20 protein-coding genes are annotated in these 23,324 nt (G+C 37.7%); all 20 read right to left on the bottom strand.

From position 1 onward, the window contains the following. Positions 1-20 precede the first annotated feature (20 nt). A complete protein-coding gene (locus G7061_RS05360) occupies positions 21-974 on the bottom strand; it encodes an ABC transporter permease (protein ID WP_159741608.1) in 954 nt (317 codons plus the stop codon). Next, positions 971-2,065 (bottom strand): ABC transporter permease, encoded by a 1,095-nt coding sequence (locus G7061_RS05355; protein WP_166119529.1) that lies wholly within the window; start codon positions 2,063-2,065, stop codon positions 971-973. The genes G7061_RS05360 and G7061_RS05355 overlap by 4 nt, the downstream gene beginning before the upstream one ends. Next, positions 2,058-3,587 (bottom strand): ABC transporter ATP-binding protein, encoded by a 1,530-nt coding sequence (locus G7061_RS05350; RefSeq protein WP_159641438.1) that lies wholly within the window; start codon positions 3,585-3,587, stop codon positions 2,058-2,060. Before G7061_RS05350 ends, G7061_RS05355 begins: the two co-directional genes overlap by 8 nt. Positions 3,588-3,659: 72 nt before the next feature. Continuing rightward, on the bottom strand, positions 3,660-4,772 hold the full coding sequence (locus tag G7061_RS05345) for a BMP family protein (RefSeq protein ID WP_159641439.1): 1,113 nt from the start codon (positions 4,770-4,772) through the stop codon (positions 3,660-3,662). Positions 4,773-5,136: 364 nt separating this feature from the next. Beyond that, entirely contained in the window at positions 5,137-6,894 is a 1,758-nt protein-coding gene (gene thrS, locus G7061_RS05340) for a threonine--tRNA ligase (RefSeq protein WP_159641440.1), read from the bottom strand. Between the two features lie 282 nt (positions 6,895-7,176). Beyond that, positions 7,177-8,403 carry an aminopeptidase gene (locus G7061_RS05335; RefSeq protein ID WP_159645997.1) on the bottom strand — a complete coding sequence of 409 codons (1,227 nt, stop codon included), beginning with the start codon at positions 8,401-8,403 and terminating at the stop codon, positions 7,177-7,179. A 40-nt stretch (positions 8,404-8,443) separates the two neighbouring features. Further along, positions 8,444-9,670: an aminopeptidase gene (locus G7061_RS05330; protein ID WP_159636684.1), complete on the bottom strand. Its 1,227-nt coding sequence runs from the start codon at positions 9,668-9,670 to the stop codon at positions 8,444-8,446. Continuing rightward, positions 9,667-10,581, bottom strand: coding sequence for an ROK family protein (locus tag G7061_RS05325; RefSeq protein ID WP_159641442.1), 915 nt, complete (start codon positions 10,579-10,581; stop codon positions 9,667-9,669). The genes G7061_RS05330 and G7061_RS05325 overlap by 4 nt, the downstream gene beginning before the upstream one ends. An 11-nt stretch (positions 10,582-10,592) precedes the next feature. Further along, complete coding sequence (gene pyk / locus G7061_RS05320) at positions 10,593-12,020, bottom strand: pyruvate kinase (RefSeq protein ID WP_159636701.1); 1,428 nt, start codon at positions 12,018-12,020, stop codon at positions 10,593-10,595. Positions 12,021-12,039: 19 nt separating this feature from the next. Further along, a complete protein-coding gene (gene pfkA / locus G7061_RS05315; RefSeq protein WP_159636714.1) occupies positions 12,040-12,999 on the bottom strand; it encodes a 6-phosphofructokinase in 960 nt (319 codons plus the stop codon). Positions 13,000-13,055: 56 nt separating this feature from the next. Continuing rightward, entirely contained in the window at positions 13,056-13,982 is a 927-nt protein-coding gene (locus tag G7061_RS05310; protein ID WP_159641444.1) for an ATP-binding protein, read from the bottom strand. Next, positions 13,979-15,136 carry a DnaD domain protein gene (locus G7061_RS05305; protein WP_159641445.1) on the bottom strand — a complete coding sequence of 386 codons (1,158 nt, stop codon included), beginning with the start codon at positions 15,134-15,136 and terminating at the stop codon, positions 13,979-13,981. Before G7061_RS05305 ends, G7061_RS05310 begins: the two co-directional genes overlap by 4 nt. Beyond that, positions 15,136-15,714, bottom strand: a complete 579-nt coding sequence (gene coaE, locus G7061_RS05300) for a dephospho-CoA kinase (RefSeq protein ID WP_159641446.1) — start codon at positions 15,712-15,714, stop codon at positions 15,136-15,138. The genes G7061_RS05305 and coaE overlap by 1 nt, the downstream gene beginning before the upstream one ends. Next, positions 15,711-16,532, bottom strand: a complete 822-nt coding sequence (gene mutM, locus G7061_RS05295) for a bifunctional DNA-formamidopyrimidine glycosylase/DNA-(apurinic or apyrimidinic site) lyase (RefSeq protein ID WP_159646006.1) — start codon at positions 16,530-16,532, stop codon at positions 15,711-15,713. The genes coaE and mutM overlap by 4 nt, the downstream gene beginning before the upstream one ends. Positions 16,533-16,535: 3 nt before the next feature. Next, positions 16,536-19,049, bottom strand: a complete 2,514-nt coding sequence (gene polA / locus G7061_RS05290; RefSeq protein ID WP_166119524.1) for a DNA polymerase I — start codon at positions 19,047-19,049, stop codon at positions 16,536-16,538. Positions 19,050-19,084: 35 nt separating this feature from the next. Further along, positions 19,085-20,050 (bottom strand): metal ABC transporter substrate-binding protein, encoded by a 966-nt coding sequence (locus tag G7061_RS05285; RefSeq protein WP_159641449.1) that lies wholly within the window; start codon positions 20,048-20,050, stop codon positions 19,085-19,087. An 18-nt stretch (positions 20,051-20,068) separates the two neighbouring features. Continuing rightward, positions 20,069-21,169, bottom strand: a complete 1,101-nt coding sequence (locus tag G7061_RS05280; protein WP_159641450.1) for an AI-2E family transporter — start codon at positions 21,167-21,169, stop codon at positions 20,069-20,071. Positions 21,170-21,179: 10 nt separating this feature from the next. Next, on the bottom strand, positions 21,180-21,710 hold the full coding sequence (locus tag G7061_RS05275; RefSeq protein WP_159646012.1) for a hypothetical protein: 531 nt from the start codon (positions 21,708-21,710) through the stop codon (positions 21,180-21,182). Further along, positions 21,707-22,546, bottom strand: coding sequence for a rod shape-determining protein MreC (gene mreC / locus G7061_RS05270; protein ID WP_159641452.1), 840 nt, complete (start codon positions 22,544-22,546; stop codon positions 21,707-21,709). The genes G7061_RS05275 and mreC overlap by 4 nt, the downstream gene beginning before the upstream one ends. Before the next feature lie 67 nt (positions 22,547-22,613). Further along, entirely contained in the window at positions 22,614-23,300 is a 687-nt protein-coding gene (radC, locus tag G7061_RS05265; protein ID WP_159641453.1) for a DNA repair protein RadC, read from the bottom strand. Between the last annotated feature and the right edge of the window lie 24 nt (positions 23,301-23,324).

The following is a 23,324-nucleotide window of genomic DNA, read 5'->3' as shown; positions in this document are numbered from 1 at the left end:
AAACGCTTCTTTCGAAGCGTTTAACGTTTTCCTTGGTCGTATGGATCCCCAAGAGCTTTTGGAGCTGCTTGTGTTTTCGAAGAGAACCATAAGACAATTAAGGTTGCAATATACGGGAACATCTTGAAGAATTGTTCTGGTATATTTAAATTTGTAAAGAATGGAATTGCAGAGTATACATTTGAGATTGTAAGGGTTAATGCAAAGAAAATTGATGAAATGAATACCGGTATCGGTTTCCATTGTCCAAAAATTAAAATCGCAAGCGCTAAGAATCCGTAGCCACTCACAGTTCCCGAGAATGATGTACTTACTGGAATCATAATCGCAAATCCACCAAGTCCACCCAGTGCACCAGAGATTAATACAGCTGCCCATCGAATTTTGTAGACATTTACTCCGGCCGCATCAAGTGCATTAGGGTTTTCACCCGCCGCACGCAAACGTAATCCAAAACGTGTTTTGTACATTACGAATACAACAACAATCAGAATAATGAATCCGAGGTACGTTGTAATATACGCATTTTTAAAGAATAAGTCACCAATGACAGGTATGTCCCCTAACAATGGAACTTTTCGAATTAAGAATACATTTTTGAATGGAATTTCTTTAACAGAGTAAACCAATCGGGCCATAACAACCGCAAAAGCAGGTGCGAACATATTGATCGCAGTACCCGAAATAGTTTGATCCGCCTTCATGTTGATTGATGCAAATGCGTGTACTGCGGCAATTGCCATTCCTGCTAGAATCGCTGCGAGCATTCCGATTACAAACAGAAGTTGCGGCGCAAACATTCCTTGTAACATGAATAACGTTAAGATTCCAAAGAAGGCACCAAATACCATGATTCCTTCCAAGGCAATGTTTACAACACCACTACGTTCTGAAAAGAGTCCACCAAGTGAAACCATGAGTAATGGAATCGCTACATAGAGCATTTGTTGAAATACAAAGTATGCCATTGTCATGATTCTTTACCTCCTGATTTTTTATCTCGTGTTAGTTTACCAATAACACCTCGCAAGAATACAGTTAATGCAGAAATATAGATAATTGCGGATGTGATGACTTGGATGATCTCGGGCTCTAAACGGAATAATTGTAAGTTATTACCACCATATGTAATTTGAGAGATAAAGAGACCTGAGAAGATTATACCTATTGGATTGTTTTGACCCAACAAGGCAACAGCAATTCCATCAAATCCTTCTTTGAGTAATCCATATAAGGTAGTCATGTATATTCCAACATCAGATAGATACATCAACGCTCCACCTAGTCCAGCAAGACCTCCAGCAATCATCATTGATAAGATGATACTACGTGTCTCATTAATTCCAGCATAACGGCTTGCATGTCGGTTAAATCCAACAGCGCGAAGTTCATACCCAAATGTAGTTTTTTCAAGCACGATATACAGAACTATAGCACTAATTATTGCAATAATGATACCAATATTCAATGATGAATTCGGGAAGATTGTATCCAATCCCATTCTTGGCAAGTATGCATTTTTAGGCGGTAGTGTACGACTGTATTGCGCATCAAATGCTGTACGCATAATCAAGAAGTTAACCAGATAAACTGCAATATAGTTCATCATAATTGACGAAATAACTTCGTTAACATTTCGATAGGCTTTTAAAGCACCAACTACAAGTCCCCAAATAGCTCCTGCAAGAGCACCTAAAACAATACCTACAATCCAGCCAAATCCAGGCGGCAAGAATGTCCAGTTAACACCAACATAAATTGCGGTGAAGGCACCAACAGTAAATTGTCCCGTTACCCCGATATTAAACAGTCCAGTTCTAAATGCAAATCCAACAGATAAACCCGTCATGATAATTGGTGTTGCATTAAAGAGCACGTTACCAATTCCACGTAGTCCATCATGTAAACCACCCTTTAGGATTAACGCAAATGCGCTTAAGACAAATTGTGGTTTAATCGCTAAAATAACGATAAATCCAAAAACGAGTCCAATTGCTACTGCTAATAATGAAGCAATTAAGTTGTGGGATTGTTCGTTTTTAAAATAGTTTATGATTTTACTCATCAGTATTTCCTCGTTTCGCTCCAGCCATGTAAAGTCCTAATTCTTGCTGTGTTACGGAATCTGGAGTAAATTCTCCTACTAATTCACCATTATGCATTACAAGAATTCGATCACTTACATTCATTATTTCAGATAGCTCATAGGATACAAGAAGTACGGATTTTCCTGCATCACGCTGTGCAACAAGTTGTCTATGAATATATTCAATCGCACCAACATCAAGGCCCCGTGTTGGTTGTACTGCCATTAATACATCACTACCCATATCAATTTCACGGGCTAAGATAGCTTTTTGTTGATTACCACCTGACATGCTACGAACAATTGTATGAGGCCCTTTTGAACTTCGAATATCAAATTTCTCAATCATTTCTTTTGAATATACATCAATGGCATCATACTTCATAAAACCATTTTTTGAGAAACGGTCTTCAAAATAAGACTTTAATACGATATTGTCTGCCAAATTGTATTCCAAGACAAGACCATCACGGTGGCGATCTTCTGGGATATGTGAAAGCCCATGAGTGTTACGATAACGAATCGATTTATTTGTAATATCATTGTCACCAAGCGCAATGACACCCGACTTAATTGGCAACAAGCCTGCTAACGCATATACAAGCTCATGCTGGCCATTTCCTTCAATCCCTGCAATACTTACAACTTCACCACGTCGTAAATCAAAGCTAATATTTTTGATTGCGTCATGACCTCCATGCGTGGAATCAATGGATAACCCATTAACAGATAGTACAACATCGCCAAGTTTTGCAGGTGCTTTGTCGATCGTCAGATCAACCTTACGTCCAACCATCATTTCTGACATTTCTTCAATTGAAACATCTTTAACATCTACAGTTCCAATATACTTACCTTTACGTAAAACAGTACAACGGTTTGCTACTTTTTTTATCTCGCCTAATTTATGTGTAATGAAAACTAGTGACTTACCTTCTTTCTGAAGTTGTAACATAATTTGCATCAGCTCATCAATTTCTTGAGGTGTAAGTACCGCTGTCGGTTCATCAAATATCATGACATCACTTTCGCGATAAAGCAGTTTGAGAATTTCAACACGTTGTTGCATTCCCACAGAAATATCTCTAATTTTTGCATCAGGATTTACATTCAGTCCATAACGTTCACTAAGCTCAACAATTGCTTGGCGGGCTTCTTTTTTATCTACGACACCTTTTGATGTTTGTTCAACACCAAGGATAATATTTTCTGTAACTGTAAACGTATCAACAAGTTTGAAGTGTTGATGCACCATCCCTATTTTAAGTGCCGTCGCTTCATGCGGATTTGAAATTTTCGTAGGAACTCCACGAACAATAATCTCTCCGCCATCTGGTTGATACATACCAAAAAGGATTGACATCAACGTTGATTTTCCCGCACCATTTTCCCCTAGTAGTGCGTGAATTTCACCTTCGCGAATATTTAATGTAACTTGATCATTCGCAATGATGCCAGGAAATACTTTAGTTATTTCTTTCATTTCGACGATATGATTCATCGGTTTCACTCCTTCAATGAATTTTAAACAGAAAAAGCCCCAACGAAGGGGCTTTTCTAATTACTAGTTGGTTTAGACAATTTTAACTTTTTCTAATTTCAAGTCGCTGAAATCATTAGCATGTGTTGTTGGAATTGATGAACGTATTCCATCTTTGTCTGCTTTGAAATCTGCGTAGATTTTATCATAATCTGCTTTTGTGAATGTCTCGAAACGATCAAATTTGTCTGGCAATCCTACTGAATCATTAGCGATTCCATAAGTTGTTGCCTTACCACCTTCGAATTTACCTTCGTAGTGATTTTTCAATGCTGCGTGAACAGATCCTTGTAACTGCTTGACTGCTGATGTAATGATTGTTTCACTGTCAGCGCTTTGATCTTTGTCAACACCAATAGATTTCTTGTTTGCTGCTTGTGCGGCTGCAAAGACTGAGTTTCCTGCACCACCCGCTGATGCGAAGATTACTTCAGTACCCGCTGCATACCATCCAGCTGCAAGTGTTTGAACTTCTGGTTTTGGCTCAAATGTATTTGCGTAGTTGTAACGGACTTCAACGTCAACGCCTAACTCTTTAGCTGCTGCATCTGCTCCATATAGATAACCAATACCATATTTTTCAACTGCTGGTACTCGGTATCCACCAATAAATCCAAGTTTAGTCATGCCATCTTTAACTGCTGCATATCCTGCAAAGAATCCTGACTCATGTTCATCATATAGCAATGAGTTTGTATTGCTTCCAATTACTGGCTCAGCGTCCTTATTTTCTTGAGGTAAACTATCCACAAAGATAAAGTTTACATCAGGGAAATCTTTTTGTGCTCTAAATACTGCATTATTAAATAGGAATCCAGGTGTTACAATAACTTTAGCTTTTCCATCTTTGATAGCTTTACTAATTGTATTGTAGTACTCATCATCATTAGCTGTTGATGGTCGGTAATAAGTTGCTGAGATTTGTTTGTCCTTGTTTGCTTCGTTATGTTCTTTAACATACGATTGGACACCTTCCCATGATCCTTGGTTGAATGATCCGTCATCGATCGTTCCAACGTCTGTGATTAAAGCAATTTCACCACCGGTACCTTCTTTGCCTGTTTCTTGCTCCTTTTCAGGTGAAGCACAAGCTGTCAGTCCAAATACCATTAATGCGACTAATGCTATAGTCCAGAATTTCTTCATTGTTATCCTCCGTACAAGTTCTCCTTGTAAGACAATAATAAGCAATATTATGTCTAAAATCAAGTCAAACAAACGCACTCTAGAGTGCGTTGAAATCGCTATCATTGATTGTTGTGGTAATTTGATTTAGAACATTGTATAATGAAATGTTACTAGGGTATTTTTTATTTTTCATCATGTGATATTTATATGAAGTTCAGCAATCAGAAATATGTACTATTTAAAGGTTTTTTCCTACATTTCTTAAATTTCACTTTTTACCCTTCATACATATTATTTCTATGTTTATTAGGTATGTGTGGCAACGAAAATAATTTCACATATTATTCAAATAAAAAGAATCCCTGCCTAAGCAGGGATTCTTTTACGCTTCCTTGTTAATTGTATGAATGTATTTTGATTTTACTTCTTCGTTAACAAGAGCAACAAAGTCTTCAAGACTGAATGGATTCTGAGCACGTTCACCAAAACGTCGAACGTTGACAGAGCGTTCCTCGATTTCTTTATCACCAATAATTACTTGCATTGGAATTTTATGCATTTGAGCTTCACGCAAGCGATAGCCCAGTTTTTCGTTACGTCCATCAACCGAAACACGAATGCCTTGTGCTTCTAAGATTTCTTTGACTTCATTTGCATATTCCATGTGGAATTCTGTATTCACAGGAATAATTTCGACTTGTTTTGGTGCTAACCATAATGGAAATGCTCCAGCAAAGTGTTCAATAAGAATTCCAATAAAACGCTCGATTGAACCAAATATAGCACGGTGAAGCATGATTGGTCGCTGTTTTGAACCATCCTCCGCAACATATGTTAGATCAAAGCGTTCTGGTAGATTTGTATCCAACTGAACGGTTCCACATTGCCAAATACGGTTTAACGAGTCACGGACTTTAAAGTCAAGTTTAGGTCCGTAGAATGCCCCATCGCCAGGATTGATTTTGAATTCTTTACCAGCCGCAATACATGCTTCCTCAAGAATCTTCTCAGAACGATCCCAATCCTCGATTGATCCAATATACTTATCTTCTGGACGTGTCGAGAGTTCAATGGAATATGTTAATCCAAAGACAGAATAGATTTCTTCAATAAAGTCTAAGATTTCAATAATTTCGTCTTGTAACTGTGCAGGCGTCATAAACAAGTGAGCATCATCTTGCGTAAACATACGAACGCGGAATAAACCATTAAGGGCTCCACTCGCCTCATGACGGTGTACAGTACCCATTTCCGCAAGGCGAATTGGAAGATCACGGTATGAATGTAAGTCATTTTTATAAACTAACATACCGCCTGGACAGTTCATTGGCTTGATTGCGAAATCACGATCATCAATTGACGAAGTATACATGTTTTCACGGTAATTTTGCCAGTGTCCAGAAACTTCCCATAGGTCCTTATTTAACATCGTAGGTGTTTGTGTAAAGACATAACCACGACGTGTATGAGCTTGTTGGTAATAAGCATCAAGGGCTTGTCGTAACTTCATTCCATTTGGCAACCAGAATGGGAATCCAGGACCATACTCACTCATCATGAATAGTCCAAGTTCTTTCCCAAGTTTTTTATGATCTCTAAGTTTTGCTTCTTCAAGCCAGTTTAGGTAATTGTCGAGATCTTCTTGTGTTTCAAATGTAATTCCATAAACACGTTGCAACATTTTATTATTTGCATCGCCTTTCCAGTATGCTCCGGATACCTTGAGAAGTTTAAAATATTTCATTTTTTTCGTTGTCTCAACATGAGGTCCGCGACAAAGATCGATAAATTCTGCTTGACGGTATGCTGAAATTGTTTCGTTTTCATCTAAATTTGAAATGATATCAAGTTTATAGGAATCATCTTTGAATTCTTCCATTGCTTCTGCTTTTGAAAGCTCAATACGTGTTATTCGTTTGTCTTCTTTGGCAATTTTACGCATCATCGCCTCAATTTTTGGCAAATCGTCTTCTGTTAATTTGACGTCACCCAAATCCATGTCGTAGTAAAAACCATCTTCAATTACTGGACCTACCCAAAATTTTGCTTCTGGATAAAGGCGTTTCACGGCATGCGCAAGTAAGTGTGCGGATGAGTGATTCAGAACATTTAATTCTGGATTTTCTTTAATATTAATCATTCTACTTTCCTTCTCTTTCTAATAAAAAAGTACCACGATAACAAACCCTAAAAGGACGTGTTAACGCGGTACCACCTTCATTCACTGTAATAGTGCACTTTATCTGTTAACGCCAGCAACGGAATTTTTTCGAAAATTCACTCAAAGGTTGTAAATGTAAATGTCTACGAGAAGTTTTCAGCGACCACTTCACTCTCTAGTTCAACGTTTTTACATTCATGTCCTTATCATCGATTTATAGTATTATTATACTCGACTCTTTTTAAATTACAAGCCTAAAGACTACAGAACAATATTTCCCTCTTTAATGATTGTAACGGTATTTCCATCAAATGTTGTACCTTCTGCATGCATATCCTCACTCCCAAACATAAAGTCCACGTGAATGAGGGATTGATTAATACCTCGTTCTAAAAGTTCATCATGATTCATGCTTCCACCATTCTCTATTAGAGGATATCCTTTTCCAAGAGCAATATGGCACGATGCATTTTCATCAAACAGAGTATTGTAGAACAATGTTTTTAGATTTGAAATTGGTGAATCAAACGACACCAATGCAATTTCACCAATACGTCGACTATTTTCATCTGTATTGAGAAGACCTTCGAGTGCCTCTTTTCCTTGTTCGGCATCAAAATCAACGACGACCCCATCTTCAAATTTTAACCAGAATTTGTCGATGAGTCGACCATTATTGTTTAGCGGCAACGTATTGTAGACGATTCCATTTACATTCATACGATCTGGAGTCGTAAATGACTCTTCAGTTGGAATATTGGCGTTAAATGGGATTCCTTTTTGTGATGGACTATTACCGCCCGACCAGATGTGTCCTTTAACAAGACCAATTGTAATGTCTGTTCCCAAACCATTTTTAAAATGAACTGACTCGAAATTGTATGCGTTTAGAGCACTATTTTGCTTATGAAGTTGGGCATTATGTTTCTCCCACTCTTGTTTTGGATCATTATCTTCGGTTACGCGAGTAGCATATAGAATGTACTCATAAAGCTTATCATAAGCTTTTTGCGCTTCTAATTCAGGAAACACTGCCTTAGCCCAGTTATATGTAGGGTAAGCTGCAACCAACCATTGTCCTTGATTACTCATGGAGTAGTTTGCAAATGCTTGTAATGCTTTTCCTCTAACTTGAGATACGGCCATAACTTTCGAAGCATCGACATCATTCATGAGGCCAGGATTCGGACTACGTAATGCTAGTTTAACTAGGTCTTCTTTAAGGTACTCGTCGTGTTCAAGAATTAATGATTCTGGGATATGTGTTAGTGTTTCTTCACTTTGATAAAGATAGTGAAGTCTTGAAATTTGCTCACTTGTAAACTTGACGATAACTTGTTTTGCTTTTAATTTGTATGCTTCTTCGGTTAGAAGAGCAACAAATTCATGGTGTTCTGGTCCCGCATTAATAATCAGCGTCTGATTAGGTTGTACATTAAGAGCCGTTTCAACCAACAAATTTGCATATTTTCTATCGATATTTTTCATAAGTACCTCTTTCTTTAACTAAAAGCGTGGTTTCCCACGCTTAGATTACAAAGTTTCCAGCTTCAAATACAACAACTTCAGTGTCATCTTGCGTTACTCCAATAACACTCATATCTTCACTTCCAAACATGAAATCTTCATGGTTAATTGAATCGTTTGAGTTATGAGCGAGTAATTCCTCTTGTGACATTGATGTACCGTTTTTGATGTTCATAGGATAAGCACGTCCAAGAGCCATGTGGCATGAAGCGTTCTCATCAAATAATGTATTGTAGAACAAAATATTTAGGTCGGAAATTGGTGATTTGTGCGAGATAAGGGCAATTTCACCGATGTGACGGCTTCCTTCATCAGTATCAAGAAGTTGACGTAATGTCTCTTTTTCTTGTTTTGCATCAAAATCAACAACTTTACCATCGACAAAGTCTAACCAGAACTCATCGATGAGTTTTCCGCTATAGTTCAATGGTTTTGTACTGTAAACACGTCCATTTACATTAAGACGATCTGGCATCGTAAATGATTCTTCAGTTGGCATATTCGGATTGAACTTATGTCCACCTTCAGATGTTTCTTCTCCACCTGCCCACACATGATCTTTTACAAGACCAACTGTGATGTCGGTTCCTTTACTATTTTTGAAGTGTAAAGATTTGAAGTTATAGTCATTAAGAACCGTATTTTGATGTGCTAAGACAGCGTTGTGTTCAGCCCATGCAACAACTGGATCTTTGTCTTCAGTGACGCGAGACGCATAAAGAATTGCTTCAAGTAATTTTTCATAAGCCTCTTCCACTGGTAACTCTGGGAATACTACATGTGCCCATTCATTTGTTGGTAAAGAAATTAATGACCATTGTCCACGATTTGCCATCGTATACTCACGCATTGCTTTTAAAGCTTCACCTTGAGCTTTTGCTGCAGCAGCGAGTTTATCGCCATCTACATCCGCAAATAAGCCTGGAGATGGAGCATAAACTGACAAGCGACATAAGTCTTGTGTTAAGTAATCATCATTCTCGTCAACAATCCATTGAGGCACACGTGTATATGTTTCTAAATCTTGATGTAATGCGTGTTCTTTTCCAATAATGTCGTCGCTGAACTTAACGACAACTTTTTTAGCACCAACTGCATAAGCTTCTTTTACGAGAAGTCTTGCAAACTCATAGTGCTCTGCTTTTACGTTAATAAGTAGTGTTTGTCCTGGTTGAACATTAACACCGACTCTAACGGCTAATTGTGCATATTTTTCAATTAATGTCATACATTTTTCTCCTGTGAGTAGCATAACATCGCCGCTCCAATAACTCCTGGTTCTTCTAATGACGCAAGCACAAATTCACGATCACGCATTGTAGGATGAACCAATGATTTGTACGCTTCAATCATCTTGTCCCAATATAAATGGCGAGAGAATGTGACTCCTCCACCTAGGACAAAGATATGAGGATCTGTAACATGTGAAATGATTGATAAAAGCATTCCTACGTCGTAAGACATTTCTTCAACAAGTTGAACTGCCTTAGGATCATTTGATTCGTACAATTTAAATATTTGAGAAGCAGATGTTATTTCTGGGTCAATTGATTCTTGAGCTTTGCGAACCATTGCTGATCCACTCGCTTCATTTTCAACCGCACCAGCATTCAATGTGTTTACGTCATCGCGTCGTTTGCGATGTCTGTCAATTACAATATTTCCAATTTCACCAGCATATCCGTGAATTCCGGATACAAGTCTTCCGTCAACTACGAGCGCACCACCAATTCCTGTTGAATGCGTAACATAGTAAACTATTTTCTTGCCTTTTCCCGAACCAACTAAAGCTTCAGCTAAACCAGCAACATTTGCATCATTATCCATGTAAATGGGTAAATCAAAATGTTTTTTTAAGTAATCAACTACTGGAAAACCAGTAAATCCAGCAAGATTTGTCGATAGAGTTACCGACCCTTTTTCTGTATCTACTGGTCCAGGAATTCCGATTCCAATTCCAGCACATTGATCACAGTTTTCTAAACTGTTGATCATGTCAACGATATTGTTTAGAACAGTTTCTGGTCCTTGAGATGCTAAAGACGGACGCTTGATTTCTTCAACAATGTCACCAAGTTCGGTAACAATTGCAACACGAACATTCGTACCACCTAAATCAACACCAATATACTGTTTCATAATTTTACCTACTATTTAACTTCAATAATTTTCATTAAGTTAGTGTTACCTGTTCCTGTTGGATATCCAGCAGCAATGATAACTTTTTTACCAGGTTCAATACCAAATGTTTTCGCAAAAGTTGATGCAATTTCATCATCATTTGTCATATCATTACGGACGTCTGAGTAAACTGGAATGACACCCCATGATGATTGAAGGCTACGTTGAACTGCTTTATCAAATGTAACTGCAATAACAGGAACATTTGGACGGTATTTTGAAATACGACGTGCTGTTGAACCTGATTGTGTAAAGGCAACAATTGCTTCTACATCATTCATATTCAATGCTGTTTCAGCAACTGACATACCAATTGAATCTTGCATTGTACGTTTTGAAGTACTGATTGCGTGTGATAAGCGTTCACGGTAAGGAATAATTTCTTCCATTGCTAATGCAATTTCACGCATAACACGAACTGCTTCGATTGGATATGCTCCAACAGCTGATTCTCCTGAAAGCATGATTGCATCAGTTCCATCAAGAACTGCATTTGCAACATCACTTGCTTCGGCACGTGTAGGACGTGGGTTTTGTTGCATTGATTCTAACATATGAGTTGCAGTAACAACTGGTTTACCCATACGGTTAGCTAATGCGATCATACGTTTTTGGTAAATTGGAACTAAGTGTGTACTTACTTCAACACCTAAGTCTCCACGGGCAACCATGACACCATCAGCAAGTTCTAAAATGCTTTCTAAGTTATCGAAACCTTCTTGGTTTTCGATTTTTACGATGATTTGAACATCTGGACGTCCTGCTGCTTCTAAAACATCACGAATGTCTTGAACATCTTGAACACGACGAACAAATGATGCTGCAACAAAGTCAATTCCGTTGTTAGCACCAAAAGTAATATCATTACGGTCTTTTTCTGACATAAATGGCATACTTAGTACTACGTTAGGAATATTCACACCTTTACGTGTTTTGATGAATCCTGGGTTTTCAACACGGCAAATTAGGTCTTTGTCATCTTTATCGATAACTGTTAACTTCATTTTTCCATCGTCGATGAGTAGGTAATTTCCGACTTGAACGTCAGCATGTACTTCAGGTACTAAAAGTGTGAAACGTTCTTTAGTTCCCATGAAATCTGCATCAAATCCAACGCGAACGACATCACCTGTCTCAAAAGCGATTGCGCCATCAGTCATGTCACCACAACGGATTTCAGGTCCTTTTGTATCAAGTAAGATTGCCAAGTTGATACCAATTCGGTCGCTAACTTCACGAACAACGTTCATGCGTCGTAAGTGGTTTTCTTGGACGTCATGTGAGAAGTTGAAACGAACAATATTCATTCCCTCTTTTGCCAATGCCTCAAGCATTTCTGGTGACTCTGAAGCTGGTCCAATCGTACAAATAACTTTTGTTTTTTTCATTTCTTGCATTAAATAATGTCTCTCTTTCTTATACCAATCGATCGTGTAACTCAAATAAAGGTTTTCTGGATTTCTTAGGTGTACGTAGCGCTTCAGTAATATCGATTGTCATTACTTTTTCGCTTACGATTCCAACACAACGGCCACCTTCGCCCGACATTAATGCCTGCACTGCTTTATCCCCAAACTGTGTCGCAAGAATACGGTCACGCGCAGTAGGTGAACCACCACGTTGAATATGACCTAAAATTGTTGCACGTCCGGAGAATCCAGTATGTTGTGATATTTTTTGCGCTAATAAGTGTACATCAGTAATTTTCTCACTGATGATAAGGATCGCATGACGCTTTCCTTTCACTTGTTCAAAGTAATTGAGTCGCTCAAGAACTTCAGCTTCATCATAGCCGGTTTCTTTTGTAACGATAACTTCTGCACCAGTGGTAATTCCTGCATAAATTGCAAGGTCACCACAACGGTTCCCCATTACCTCAACTACTGAACAGCGGTGATGTGAACTTGATGTATCACGTAATTTATCAACGTTTTCGATAACAGTGTTTAGTGCTGTATCAAAACCAATTGTGTAATCTGTTGAATCGATATCATTATCGATTGTCCCAGGAATACCAATACAGTTTATTCCCATTTCCGTTAGAGCAAGTGCCCCGCGATAACTTCCGTCACCACCAATGACTACTAGTCCTTCAATACCATGTTTTGCGAGATTTGCGACTGCCTTTTCACGAACCTCAACGAGCTTGAATTCTTCTAATCGGGCGCTACCTAAGATCGTTCCACCTTGAATGATAATATCACTCACGTCGCCACGATCTAATTTACGAATGTTGTCATTGACTAATCCTTCATAGCCATTAAATACACCATAAACTTCAAGGCCTGCACTTATTCCAGAACGCACAACTGCTCGAATTGCAGCGTTCATTCCTGGCGCATCACCACCAGATGTCAAAATGCCAATTTTTTTCATAATCCACCTCTTGAGTAATCATACCACTTTTCGCCAATTATTTCGCCTTTAAATATCTATTTTTGTGCAATTCGACGGTTTTTACCCGTCATTTCTAATGGGCTTGTTAACGCATGGATTCTATCCACTAGTCTTCGTGCTCTGATTTCATCTGAAACCCCTCTGGTATCCAGTTTATAGAGCCCTACCAAAAGTTCCGGACGGTAGTTACTTGTGATAATTGTCTTCCGTTTATTCTCAAGTCTATCATTGAGAATAGACAGTAATATTTCATCACGACTCCACGACGTAATCGGCTCTGCACCGAGATCATCAAGTACAAGTACTTTAACGGACCTAAGTTTCCGTAAAATTCGATCCAACTCGTATGAGTTATTAAAATTTTGCTTTAACAGGCTAAGTAATGATGGGACATGAACAAATGCTACTGAATGGTTTTTCTTTGCAAATTCATTCGTTACAGCTGCACTTATATAGCTTTTTCCAATTCCTAAATCACCAAAAATAAAGTAACCTAGCGAATTGTCTTCGACGAATTTTACCAACGTACCCATCACAGATTTAAAATGGGCACTTTCATTTTGATAGTCAATCTTATCGAAGTGTGCTTCACGTAAATTTAAGGGTAACGGCATCACTTGGTATTTATTCAAATATGAATATTCATTTTCAATTTCATCGAGAATCGGAAGTTCTGTCACGAATTCATCAATGATTCCTGTATGCTTATCGTAAGCTAAATCTACAAAGCTGGCTAACTCCGGATTAGCAACAACTTCATGTTTTGCATATGAGTGTGCTTTACGTTTTGATTGAACCCATCGTTTGAATTTGGATGCATTCTCGACGATAACCTGTTCAGGACAGTCATACTTTTCAATAAATAATTGAATTTCAGGTAACTCAAGTAATTTCTTACCCAATTCATCACGTGCTTTAATCTGATCAGGTGTTAGTTCAAATGACATATTTCTAAAACTCATGATTGTCCTCCTTTAAGATATGCTTCGATAATTCTCGTGTTTTCATCATCCGACTCTTGGGTTACTTCAATTGCTTCTGTATAATCAGGAGATTGAATTTCTACACGAGCCTTAGGTTGACTTTGCACTTTAGTTATTGGTCTTGATACTTCATCTTGAGCTTGCTTAGCCGTTTCAATTCCTTTACGTTTCCACGTTGCCGCAATTTTTTCTACATAGTTTTTATTCAAGTTTTTATTATTATTGTCTAGGATGTATTCTATTAGAATATTAACAACCTCATCATTGAATTTAAAGTTACTCTGTAGCGACTTAATAAGATTTTTATCTGCATCCACAACATAATCATTTTCTTGTTTATATGCAATAAAACTGATGGGATCAAGTTCATAAGCATTTGAAACAGTATTAACATTTTGAATTCCATGGTCTCGATCAACAAGAACCTGAAACTTCCGTTTATCAAAAATCATTGTTTCAAAATTAGTTGCCGCTAGGAGCTTAGACTTCATGTCAGCATAGCTTATTTTATAGTTGCTTCCAAACTCTTCAACAACATCAATAACTTCCCGGGTTCTAAGCTGCATTGGAAAAATCATTGGATTTAAGGTCTTAAAGAAAGAACTTGCGTCAAAACGTCTTTTTCGTGATGTCTCGGCAACCGGCCTTGTAATGAATGCTGATTCAGATTGTTCGTCCCAAGTGGACAATCTTGCAATATCAAACGGTGCAGTAATTTCTTCAGCTGTATCCGGGATTATCGGAACCTGAACATGTTCACATGCTTCGATATACTTTTCGCGACCCATCACAATAGCATACAGACGACCAAATGTACTGTGTTCCATAAAATCAACGGGACGAAGCGGCTCTAGCAACTCCAAGGAAAGTGACTTATCAAGTTCAAATGTACGTATTAATCCAAAGCGCTCGAGCTCTTTCCGATTTGCTTCGAATTCGCGTACATCAACTTGAAGAATTCGTAGTAATTCTCTTATTTCAACACTAGAATCTAATGTAGAAAATTCGTAAAGCGTCAAATAGAGCGATGCTGCGGGATACGAGAAAAGTGGTTGATAGTACACTAATAAACTATGCAATTGGTCGGGTGCAAGATCATATTTTTTGTTTACATGAATCACTACTTTCGCCACTATTGTTCTCCTCTCAATTTATGAATAACTGCATCAATACAGTCGTGTAATTCAGCTAACGAACCGTCGTTATTGATTACAAAATTCGATTTTTCAATTTTGGAAGCCTCATCAAGATGACGTTTCGACCGGCGATTCACTTCAGCCTCATCAAGCCCCCGTTGAGCTAGTCTTTGAATACGTGTCGAATATGGTGCAGTTATCATCATTACTTTATCAAAAGCCTTTTCGGAATGTGATTCAAACAAGAGCGGCACTTCAAAGAATATAATTTGATTCTGGGCATTTACACGATTTACATCTTGTTGAATGTGTGGGAAGACTAAATTTTCCAGGGCATCAAGTTTTTCATAATCATTGAACACAATCGACGCTATTTTACTGCGATCAATGTCGCCAGTTGACGTAAGAATATCATGACCAAACATTGTTATTAGAGCGTCATAAAGGCGCCCGTTCTTTTCATAATAATCATGGACCATTTTATCGGTATCATAGACTTCATATCCACGAGCACGTAGATACTCACTTGCCTGAGATTTACCGCCACCGATTGTTCCTGTAATCGCAATTTTCATCGTTTCACCTTCTGACATTTTGGACAAAATACACTTGACCTTCCACCTATAACAATTCGATCCATCGTTGTCCCACATCGAGGACAAGGCTTACCGCCCTGTCCATAGGCCGCAAGTTGAATTTGAAATCGACCATGAACATTGAGTCCAGATGTATAGGATCTAATTGTGGTTCCGCCTGCTTGAATCGCATTTTCCAAAATGCGACGCGCAGACAGAATAAGCTGTGACAATTTGACCGTCGAAATCATCTTCGCAGGAGTTAATGGATGAACGCGAATATCATGAAGTATTTCATCTGCATATATATTTCCGACCCCCACAAAAATAGCTTGATCAAGCAATACTAGCTTGATTGGACGACCAATTGTACTGTATTTCTTCTTTAAATATTCTGGAGTAAGTTCATTGTCCCATGGTTCATACCCCAATCGCTTACTCTCAAAGAATTGCTCCGGATGCTTTGTAACCACCATTCTCGAAAACTTTCTTGTATCCAAGTAATGAACGTAATGGTTAGCTGTATTGAATGTAAGATGCGTATGTGCGTTAGGTCGTTGTTGCGAGTCATAAAGATGGAATTTGCCTTCCATTCGCAAATGAATAATCCAATTATATCCATTGGTAAGCTCAAACCAAACATATTTTCCGCGACGTTTGAAATCAACAAACGATTCACCTACGAGCACATCAATTGGATACTCTGAACCAGTTTCCAATAATGGTTGGTATCGAAGGTTAATGGCTTTAATCTGTTCATTTAGTAGCGAGACACCCATTGTTTTAACAATAGTCTCTACCTCTGGCAATTCTGGCATTCGTTACTCTCCTAACCAATTTGATCCGATATCAACTGAGACTTTTAATGGAATTGGCCAATCAACGATACTCTCCATTACTGATGTCATCAGTGAAATCACTTGATCCACTTCTTCATCTATTACATCAAAAACAAGCTCATCATGAACTTGTAGAATCATGACTGATTTTAAATTTGCTTCTTTCAATGCACGATGTGCTTTAACCATTGCAATTTTTATTATATCTGCTGCAGTTCCTTGGATTGGTGCATTCATTGCTGCACGTTTTCCAAATTCTTTGACTGCACGATTCTTATCGAAAATTTCTGGAATATAGCGTCGTCTTCCAAAATACGTTGTAACAAAACCATCTACCTCACATTTTGCAATGACCGAATCCATATATTTTTGAATATTTGGGTAAGCTTCATTGTACTTATCGATAAATGCACTTGCCTCCGCAATCGAAATATCAAGTTGTTTTGATAAACCAAATCCTGAGATACCATACACGATTCCGAAGTTTACAGATTTCGCTTGGCGACGCATAGCTCCATCAGCTGAAGAAACACCAAAAATTTCATTTGCAGTGGCCGTGTGAATATCAACATCATGCTTAAATGCATCCATCATTTTTTCTTCATGTGCTAAGTAGGACAAGACCCGTAACTCGATTTGAGAATAGTCAATACTTACAAGCTTATGTCCTGGACTCGCAATGAATGCTCCGCGGATTGCACGTGTCTCCTCGTCACGAACCGAAATATTTTGTAAATTGGGATCACTTGATGACAAACGGCCTGTTTGTGTTGCATGTTGATTAAACGACGTATGAATACGATTATCTGCACCAATAAATTTTGTGAGTCCAACTGCATACGTGCTATAGAGCTTAGCGTACTTGCGGTATTCCAAGATCGGCTTGATTATTGGGTGCACACCCTCAAGTGATTCTAAAACGGACACTGCCGTAGAGCGCTTTTTACCACTAGGAAGTTGAAGATGATCGAATAGTACTTCGGAAAGTTGTTTCGGAGAATTAATGTTAAACTCCTCGCCTGCTTCGTCATAAATTAATTGAGTCAGCATATCAATCTTTGACTTGGTTTTTTCGGCAACATCATCAAGTATGCTACGATCCACATTAATTCCTAAGAATTCACATTCCGCAAGCACCATAACTAGCGGTAATTCGATGTCATCATAAATAGCAATGAGATCATCTTTCAAAGCCTTTTCTTTCAACTCTGAATATAATGTGTGCATTCTTTTAATTATCGCAAAATTTTGCTCTAGACCTTCATAATTTAAATACCACGCATTGTATTCGTCTTTTAACTTTTCAAATGTCGTCACAGACGGATTAATTATAAATGCGAGTAAGAGAATATCTTCAATGCCCGCCTGAATCGCTATATCATGCTCTAATGCGAAACGATAAAGGGCTTTGGAAGAAACTGCAAACAACTGTTTCTCACGACCAAGTAACCCGTGGAATACACTGTCTAGAATCATTTCTGGAAGTGTCAGATAGGCAAAAGCTACATCATTAGCATTGTATATGGTAATCCCTTGAAGTACATCTTTCTTGTCATAATCTAACATCAATGTCACATCGTCTGCCAACCACGATTCTTCGAGATCAGCCATTTTAAAGTTTTCTTTAACTGTATCAGTGATTTCAACATCTTCTGTTATTAAGGAATTCATATCATATTTTCGATAAAATGCATTCAAAGTATTGTCAGGAAGGGCATATCGAAGCGTATCCAAGGTTATGGAATTGGGTACTTCGACATCAATTTTAGCAAGTTCGTAGGACAAACGTGCTTGAGCTTCATAATTACGAACATTCTCACCCATTTTCCCTTTAATTTCATCTTTATGAGCATACAAGTTCTCAAATGAGCCATACTGTTGAATTAATTTAAGTGCTGTTTTCTCACCAACTGAAGGAACTCCGGGAATATTATCACTTGTATCACCTTGAAGTGCTTTAACATCTACGATTTGTGATGGTGTAATGTTCATTTCCGCTTCAAGATTTTGAAGGTTCATCGTTTTAATGTCGGTAATTCCCTTTTTCATGAGAAGAACTTCAACGTTTGTATCAATTAACTGTAGTAAGTCACGATCACTGGATAATATTTCCACCTTTACATTGTTATATTGCTTTGACAAGGTTCCAATAATATCATCCGCTTCATAACCACTGATTTCTAATCGAGGAATTGGGTATGCATCAATGAATTCTCGTACAAGAGCGAATTGGGAAACTAACTCATTATCAACTTCTTTTCGGGTCCCTTTATATTCACCAAACATCTCATGTCTAAATGTTTTATCCTTAGTATCAAAAGCGACAAGGATATAGTCCGGTTTTGTAAGTTCAATGGCTTTCGTAAGCATTGTCGAAAAGCCATAAACAGCATTGGTCACAACACCTGTTGAAGACATCATATGTCCTCGTGATAATGTTCCATAATATGCTCGAAACAACATCGAGTTTCCATCTATTAATAGTAATTTTTCCATAATTTCCTCCATTTAAAGAAAGGAAACCCTTAGGTTTATCGACTTATCGATTTAAGGGTTTCCAAGTTTTGATACATGATTCGAATGTAATCATACTGTTCCGCAACATCCTTTTCAGATAATGAATAAACATTGCTTAATTGTATCTCAGTTAGCGATAGTTCTGTTTTTAACTGATTGTATAGTGCTGTTTGTTCTTCCGTCATACCTTCTTCAAAGGCAATATGTTTTACATTATTTGTTTGAATAGATGTACGAATATCGTTGAGCATCGCTTCCGTTGGAAGAGCACCGAACTTAGAAATGGTTACCGGATATACTTCGACCCCAAAACTCTTTTGCCAGTTTCCAAATGTCGGTGTCATCGTGACAATTTTAATGGGAACTGCTGGTGTTTTGATTTGTTGGAAATCGGCTTGCAAACTCGTTAATTCAATTTCTAGTTTAGAAAATCTATCTTCAAATTTTGCAGCATCATCAGGATATGTCGCAACTAACCAATCTTTAATGGTTCGAGCCATCGAAGTCATCGCTAGCGGATCCATCCAAATGAACGGATCTTTATCATAAACATCTACCCGCTCAAAGTTTGGAGTATCATAATACGGTGATTCGACTACGTGTGTCGAATTCGCAGCTGTTACTGTTGTAAAGCGAGCAAAGTTGTAAAGTGATGAGCGTTCCGCCATATCTATAACTTCAATCTTATTGTTAGAGATGATATCATCACGATAAATTTCCCAGTAAGGTTGAATTTCATTGATATAAAACATCGTATCCGCTTTTTCGAGAACTTCTTTGTAATCATCTCTAATTTGAGCAGTTTGAGGCGTTGACCCAACATCAAGTCGTTCGACATTTACGCGGTCTCCTGCCAATGTTGTTACGAGGTATTCTAAAGGATAACTTGTAACTACTACATTCTTATTTTTTGGAACGCAGCCCGTCAACATCAGTGTAAACATTACTACAACCAATGTACTTTTAATTAATCTTTTCATAAATACCCCTCTTTCAAATTACGCTTCTACTTTTGATTCTAATTCCCAATTATTTTTCTTCAACGCATAAATTGCACGCAATGAGAAGTAAATTGGCATTGAAAGTAAAATACCGATAAATCCAAACATGACACTCGATGCAAAGAACACAAAGAGAGAAGACACCGGATCAATTTTATCTCGTTTTGAATATACAAATGGTGAGATGACATAGTTGTCTAAGTTTGAAAGGATAAACAAGCCAATTGCTAATGCAATAATGCGCGGTACTGGAAGCATTAGTGAAGTTAAAACAGCAAGGACTTGAACTGTGATTGGACCAATGTATGGTATTAGCAATGCAAATGCAGCCATAACACCTAATACTAATGCATAGTTATGCCCAACCAACGAATAGAGAATCGTATATTCAACAAACGTTATTGTCATGATGACAATAAGTGTTTGAAGATATTGTAACACAGCGCGGTTCACGACAATGAGTGAATTCGCAACTTTTGGAGAAACTTTATACGCACAATTCAATACTTTTCGCGTTACATCTTCATAATCGAAAATGAGATAAAGACCAATAACTAATGAGAAGAGCGCAGTAGTCAAGAAATTAATCAGTTGACCGACAAATTGTGATGCAAATGTTGGAATTGTTGGTACGCTTTTAATAAGGCCCTCCAAGATTTTAACACCTTCATTTACAAGATTTGTAACCCATGGTTCTGGTTTCCCTTGTTGGAAATCTGTGTAGTACTTTAGCAGTTGTTGAATACCATCAACACTTGAATTGATTATAGTCATCATATCAGTAATGAGCTTTGGTAGTATTGATGAAATCAATAAGACAACGAGTGCTACAAAAACGATGAGTGTTAGTGGCACAACAATTTGTCGCTTGATTCCAAATTTTTCAAAATACTTCGTGATTGGATGTAGGATATAAGCAATTCCGAATCCAATGATGAATGGCATCAAGATTGATTGAAGTTTTCCAAATGCGTAAATCCAGAATCCTTCTGTAAGCATTAGCAAATATAATGTAACTAATGACATAATAACGATTAACAGTCGATTGAGTGTTAAGTTTTTATTAATAAACGTCTTAACTTTTTCCTGTGTGTTCATAAGTCCCCCTTTATCTCATATAGAGATTTTGTGCTTTTTTTAGGATATACTGGTGCATTTTACTGTAACCAAATCTGACAATTGGAATCAACATTAAATTACCAAGTAATACCCAGAAGCTGCGATAAGCTAGAAAAGCCATAAACTCTTGGTTATACCCCTTGCTATACCAAGCCATGATGTAAGTTATTATTTCTTTGATAAATAAACTTACGATAATTAACAGAATAAACTCTGATACAGAGTAACCGATATGTCGATCGAATAGTCGCACGATCAACATTGTAAGTGCAAACGATACAAAGAAGATTGGAAAGCTATCCATATAGTTGAATTCCAACCAAATGCCCAGTATCATCGCTTTGATGATGGACTCTTCTCTACTATCATTTTGGCTCAACATGATTAAACCCATAAATGCCATATTGCTTACAAACGTAAATTGTGGAATCAGAAATTGACGCCCGAGCGCATTTAGAACTCCATCTAAAAACAAGAGTATGACAATATAGACAAAATGCATTAGTCGAATTGTTCTCATGGTCGTTTAACCACCGATATAAATCGAAGATCATCAAAGTCAACATTCGACTTCACATAAACGACAACACCAATTCCATCCGCAATATTTCGTTGTGAATGAACATTTCCAATAAGTAATCCTGCTGGATAGACACCACCAATTCCTGCGGTGGATACAACCATATCCGGCGATATTGACGAATTCGTCTCTAGCAAATTAATTGAGAACAGATTGGTTTCATGATTATAGGAATCTAAAATTCCCTGAACATATTCACCTGGTGCCGTTTCGATACGGACAGATACTTTTGAATTATCATCATTTGCAGTTAAAATTGAGACTTCGGATTGATTTTCACTCACGTGTTTAACACGACCGATGACTCCTTGCGGAGCAATAACACCGTCACCAACACTAACACCATCTGCGGCGCCAATGTCTATTGTAATTGTGCTATCCCAACTCTCACTGGAGTGATACTTCACGGTTCCATTAATTTGAACTAACTCTGTATAAACACTTTTTAATTCATTTTGTGCTTTTAGCTGACTAATTTCTTCTTCAAGAGCTTTTACGCGTGTCTGCCAATGTGCCGCATTTTCCAATTCATGGCGTAACAAGTCATTTTCGTATCTTACGTCCCACATTGTCGCTACATCCGTCATAAAGCCACTTGCTGTTTCAATTGGATAGTCAATTAATCCATATTTCATCATAGAAAAGAAGCTGAAGAAATTACGGTCTACATTTTGATAAAATTTTGATCCCTTTATCATTCCTGTTCCCATAATTGCTACGACTATGATTAGTATGAGCGTCTTCATCACGCTATTGAAAGTACTTTTTCTTTTCATTGAATCACCTATTTTATTATACTTAAGAATGACTGTCTTTACAAATAAAAGCGTGATTCTTCACACACTATTCTATAAACAATTCCGGTAATTGAAATCTAAGTGAAATGTAGTTTGACTGCGAGACAATTAAATGGTCATAAACTTCCACACCTACAAGGCGACACGCCCTTATCAACACAGTCGTCGCTTCGATATCACTACGACTTGGTGCCATCGTCCCACTCGGATGATTATGTACAAATACCACTTTCATCGCTCCGACGATACTCGCTTCACGAATGATGTCTCGAGGATGTATTAGACTTCGATCTACAGTTCCCACAAACAAAACTTGATGATTTAGAATACAACGATTTTGATTTAGGTATATTACTAGAAATTGCTCTTGTTTTGCATATCCTATTTTTATGAATAACCATTTAATAATTGATGCAGTATCATAAATTTCGACAATTTGACCACAATGTGGCTCAACCATTCGTTTGGCAATCTCGATGATTGCCAATACTTCAATTGCCTTCACTTTTTTAATCCCATTAATTTTAATTAGTTCATGTAATGTCATTTTTGGCAATCCCGTAATGTTACCACATCGTTCAAAAATTAAATCCGCAATCTCAAGCACGGATTGGTACTTGGTTCCAGAACGTAATACAATCGCTAGCAATTCCCGATCGGATAATACTTCAATCCCTAAATGCTCAGCACGCTCTCGTGGACGCAAAGAAGGATGCATATCATGGATTTTCATGTCATCATCTCCATTAATAAATAT

Source organism: Erysipelothrix sp. HDW6B (assembly GCF_011301115.1).
Taxonomy (GTDB): Bacteria; Bacillota_I; Bacilli_A; order Erysipelotrichales; family Erysipelotrichaceae; genus Erysipelothrix; species Erysipelothrix anatis.
Note: the sequence above shows the minus strand (reverse complement) of the source record. Positions and strands in the feature narration are given on the sequence as shown.

Coding starts and splice junctions, on each gene's coding strand:
- G7061_RS05360 (WP_159741608.1), bottom strand. CDS start 974: ATGACAATGGCATACTTTGTATTTCAACAAATGCTCTATGTAGCGATT.
- G7061_RS05355 (WP_166119529.1), bottom strand. CDS start 2,065: ATGAGTAAAATCATAAACTATTTTAAAAACGAACAATCCCACAACTTA.
- G7061_RS05350 (WP_159641438.1), bottom strand. CDS start 3,587: ATGAATCATATCGTCGAAATGAAAGAAATAACTAAAGTATTTCCTGGC.
- G7061_RS05345 (WP_159641439.1), bottom strand. CDS start 4,772: ATGAAGAAATTCTGGACTATAGCATTAGTCGCATTAATGGTATTTGGA.
- thrS (WP_159641440.1), bottom strand. CDS start 6,894: ATGATTAATATTAAAGAAAATCCAGAATTAAATGTTCTGAATCACTCA.
- G7061_RS05335 (WP_159645997.1), bottom strand. CDS start 8,403: ATGAAAAATATCGATAGAAAATATGCAAATTTGTTGGTTGAAACGGCT.
- G7061_RS05330 (WP_159636684.1), bottom strand. CDS start 9,670: ATGACATTAATTGAAAAATATGCACAATTAGCCGTTAGAGTCGGTGTT.
- G7061_RS05325 (WP_159641442.1), bottom strand. CDS start 10,581: ATGAAACAGTATATTGGTGTTGATTTAGGTGGTACGAATGTTCGTGTT.
- pyk (WP_159636701.1), bottom strand. CDS start 12,020: ATGCAAGAAATGAAAAAAACAAAAGTTATTTGTACGATTGGACCAGCT.
- pfkA (WP_159636714.1), bottom strand. CDS start 12,999: ATGAAAAAAATTGGCATTTTGACATCTGGTGGTGATGCGCCAGGAATG.
- G7061_RS05310 (WP_159641444.1), bottom strand. CDS start 13,982: ATGAGTTTTAGAAATATGTCATTTGAACTAACACCTGATCAGATTAAA.
- coaE (WP_159641446.1), bottom strand. CDS start 15,714: ATGAAAATTGCGATTACAGGAACAATCGGTGGCGGTAAATCTCAGGCA.
- mutM (WP_159646006.1), bottom strand. CDS start 16,532: ATGCCAGAATTGCCAGAGGTAGAGACTATTGTTAAAACAATGGGTGTC.
- polA (WP_166119524.1), bottom strand. CDS start 19,049: ATGGAAAAATTACTATTAATAGATGGAAACTCGATGTTGTTTCGAGCA.
- G7061_RS05285 (WP_159641449.1), bottom strand. CDS start 20,050: ATGAAAAGATTAATTAAAAGTACATTGGTTGTAGTAATGTTTACACTG.
- G7061_RS05280 (WP_159641450.1), bottom strand. CDS start 21,169: ATGAACACACAGGAAAAAGTTAAGACGTTTATTAATAAAAACTTAACA.
- G7061_RS05275 (WP_159646012.1), bottom strand. CDS start 21,710: ATGAGAACAATTCGACTAATGCATTTTGTCTATATTGTCATACTCTTG.
- mreC (WP_159641452.1), bottom strand. CDS start 22,546: ATGAAAAGAAAAAGTACTTTCAATAGCGTGATGAAGACGCTCATACTA.
- radC (WP_159641453.1), bottom strand. CDS start 23,300: ATGAAAATCCATGATATGCATCCTTCTTTGCGTCCACGAGAGCGTGCT.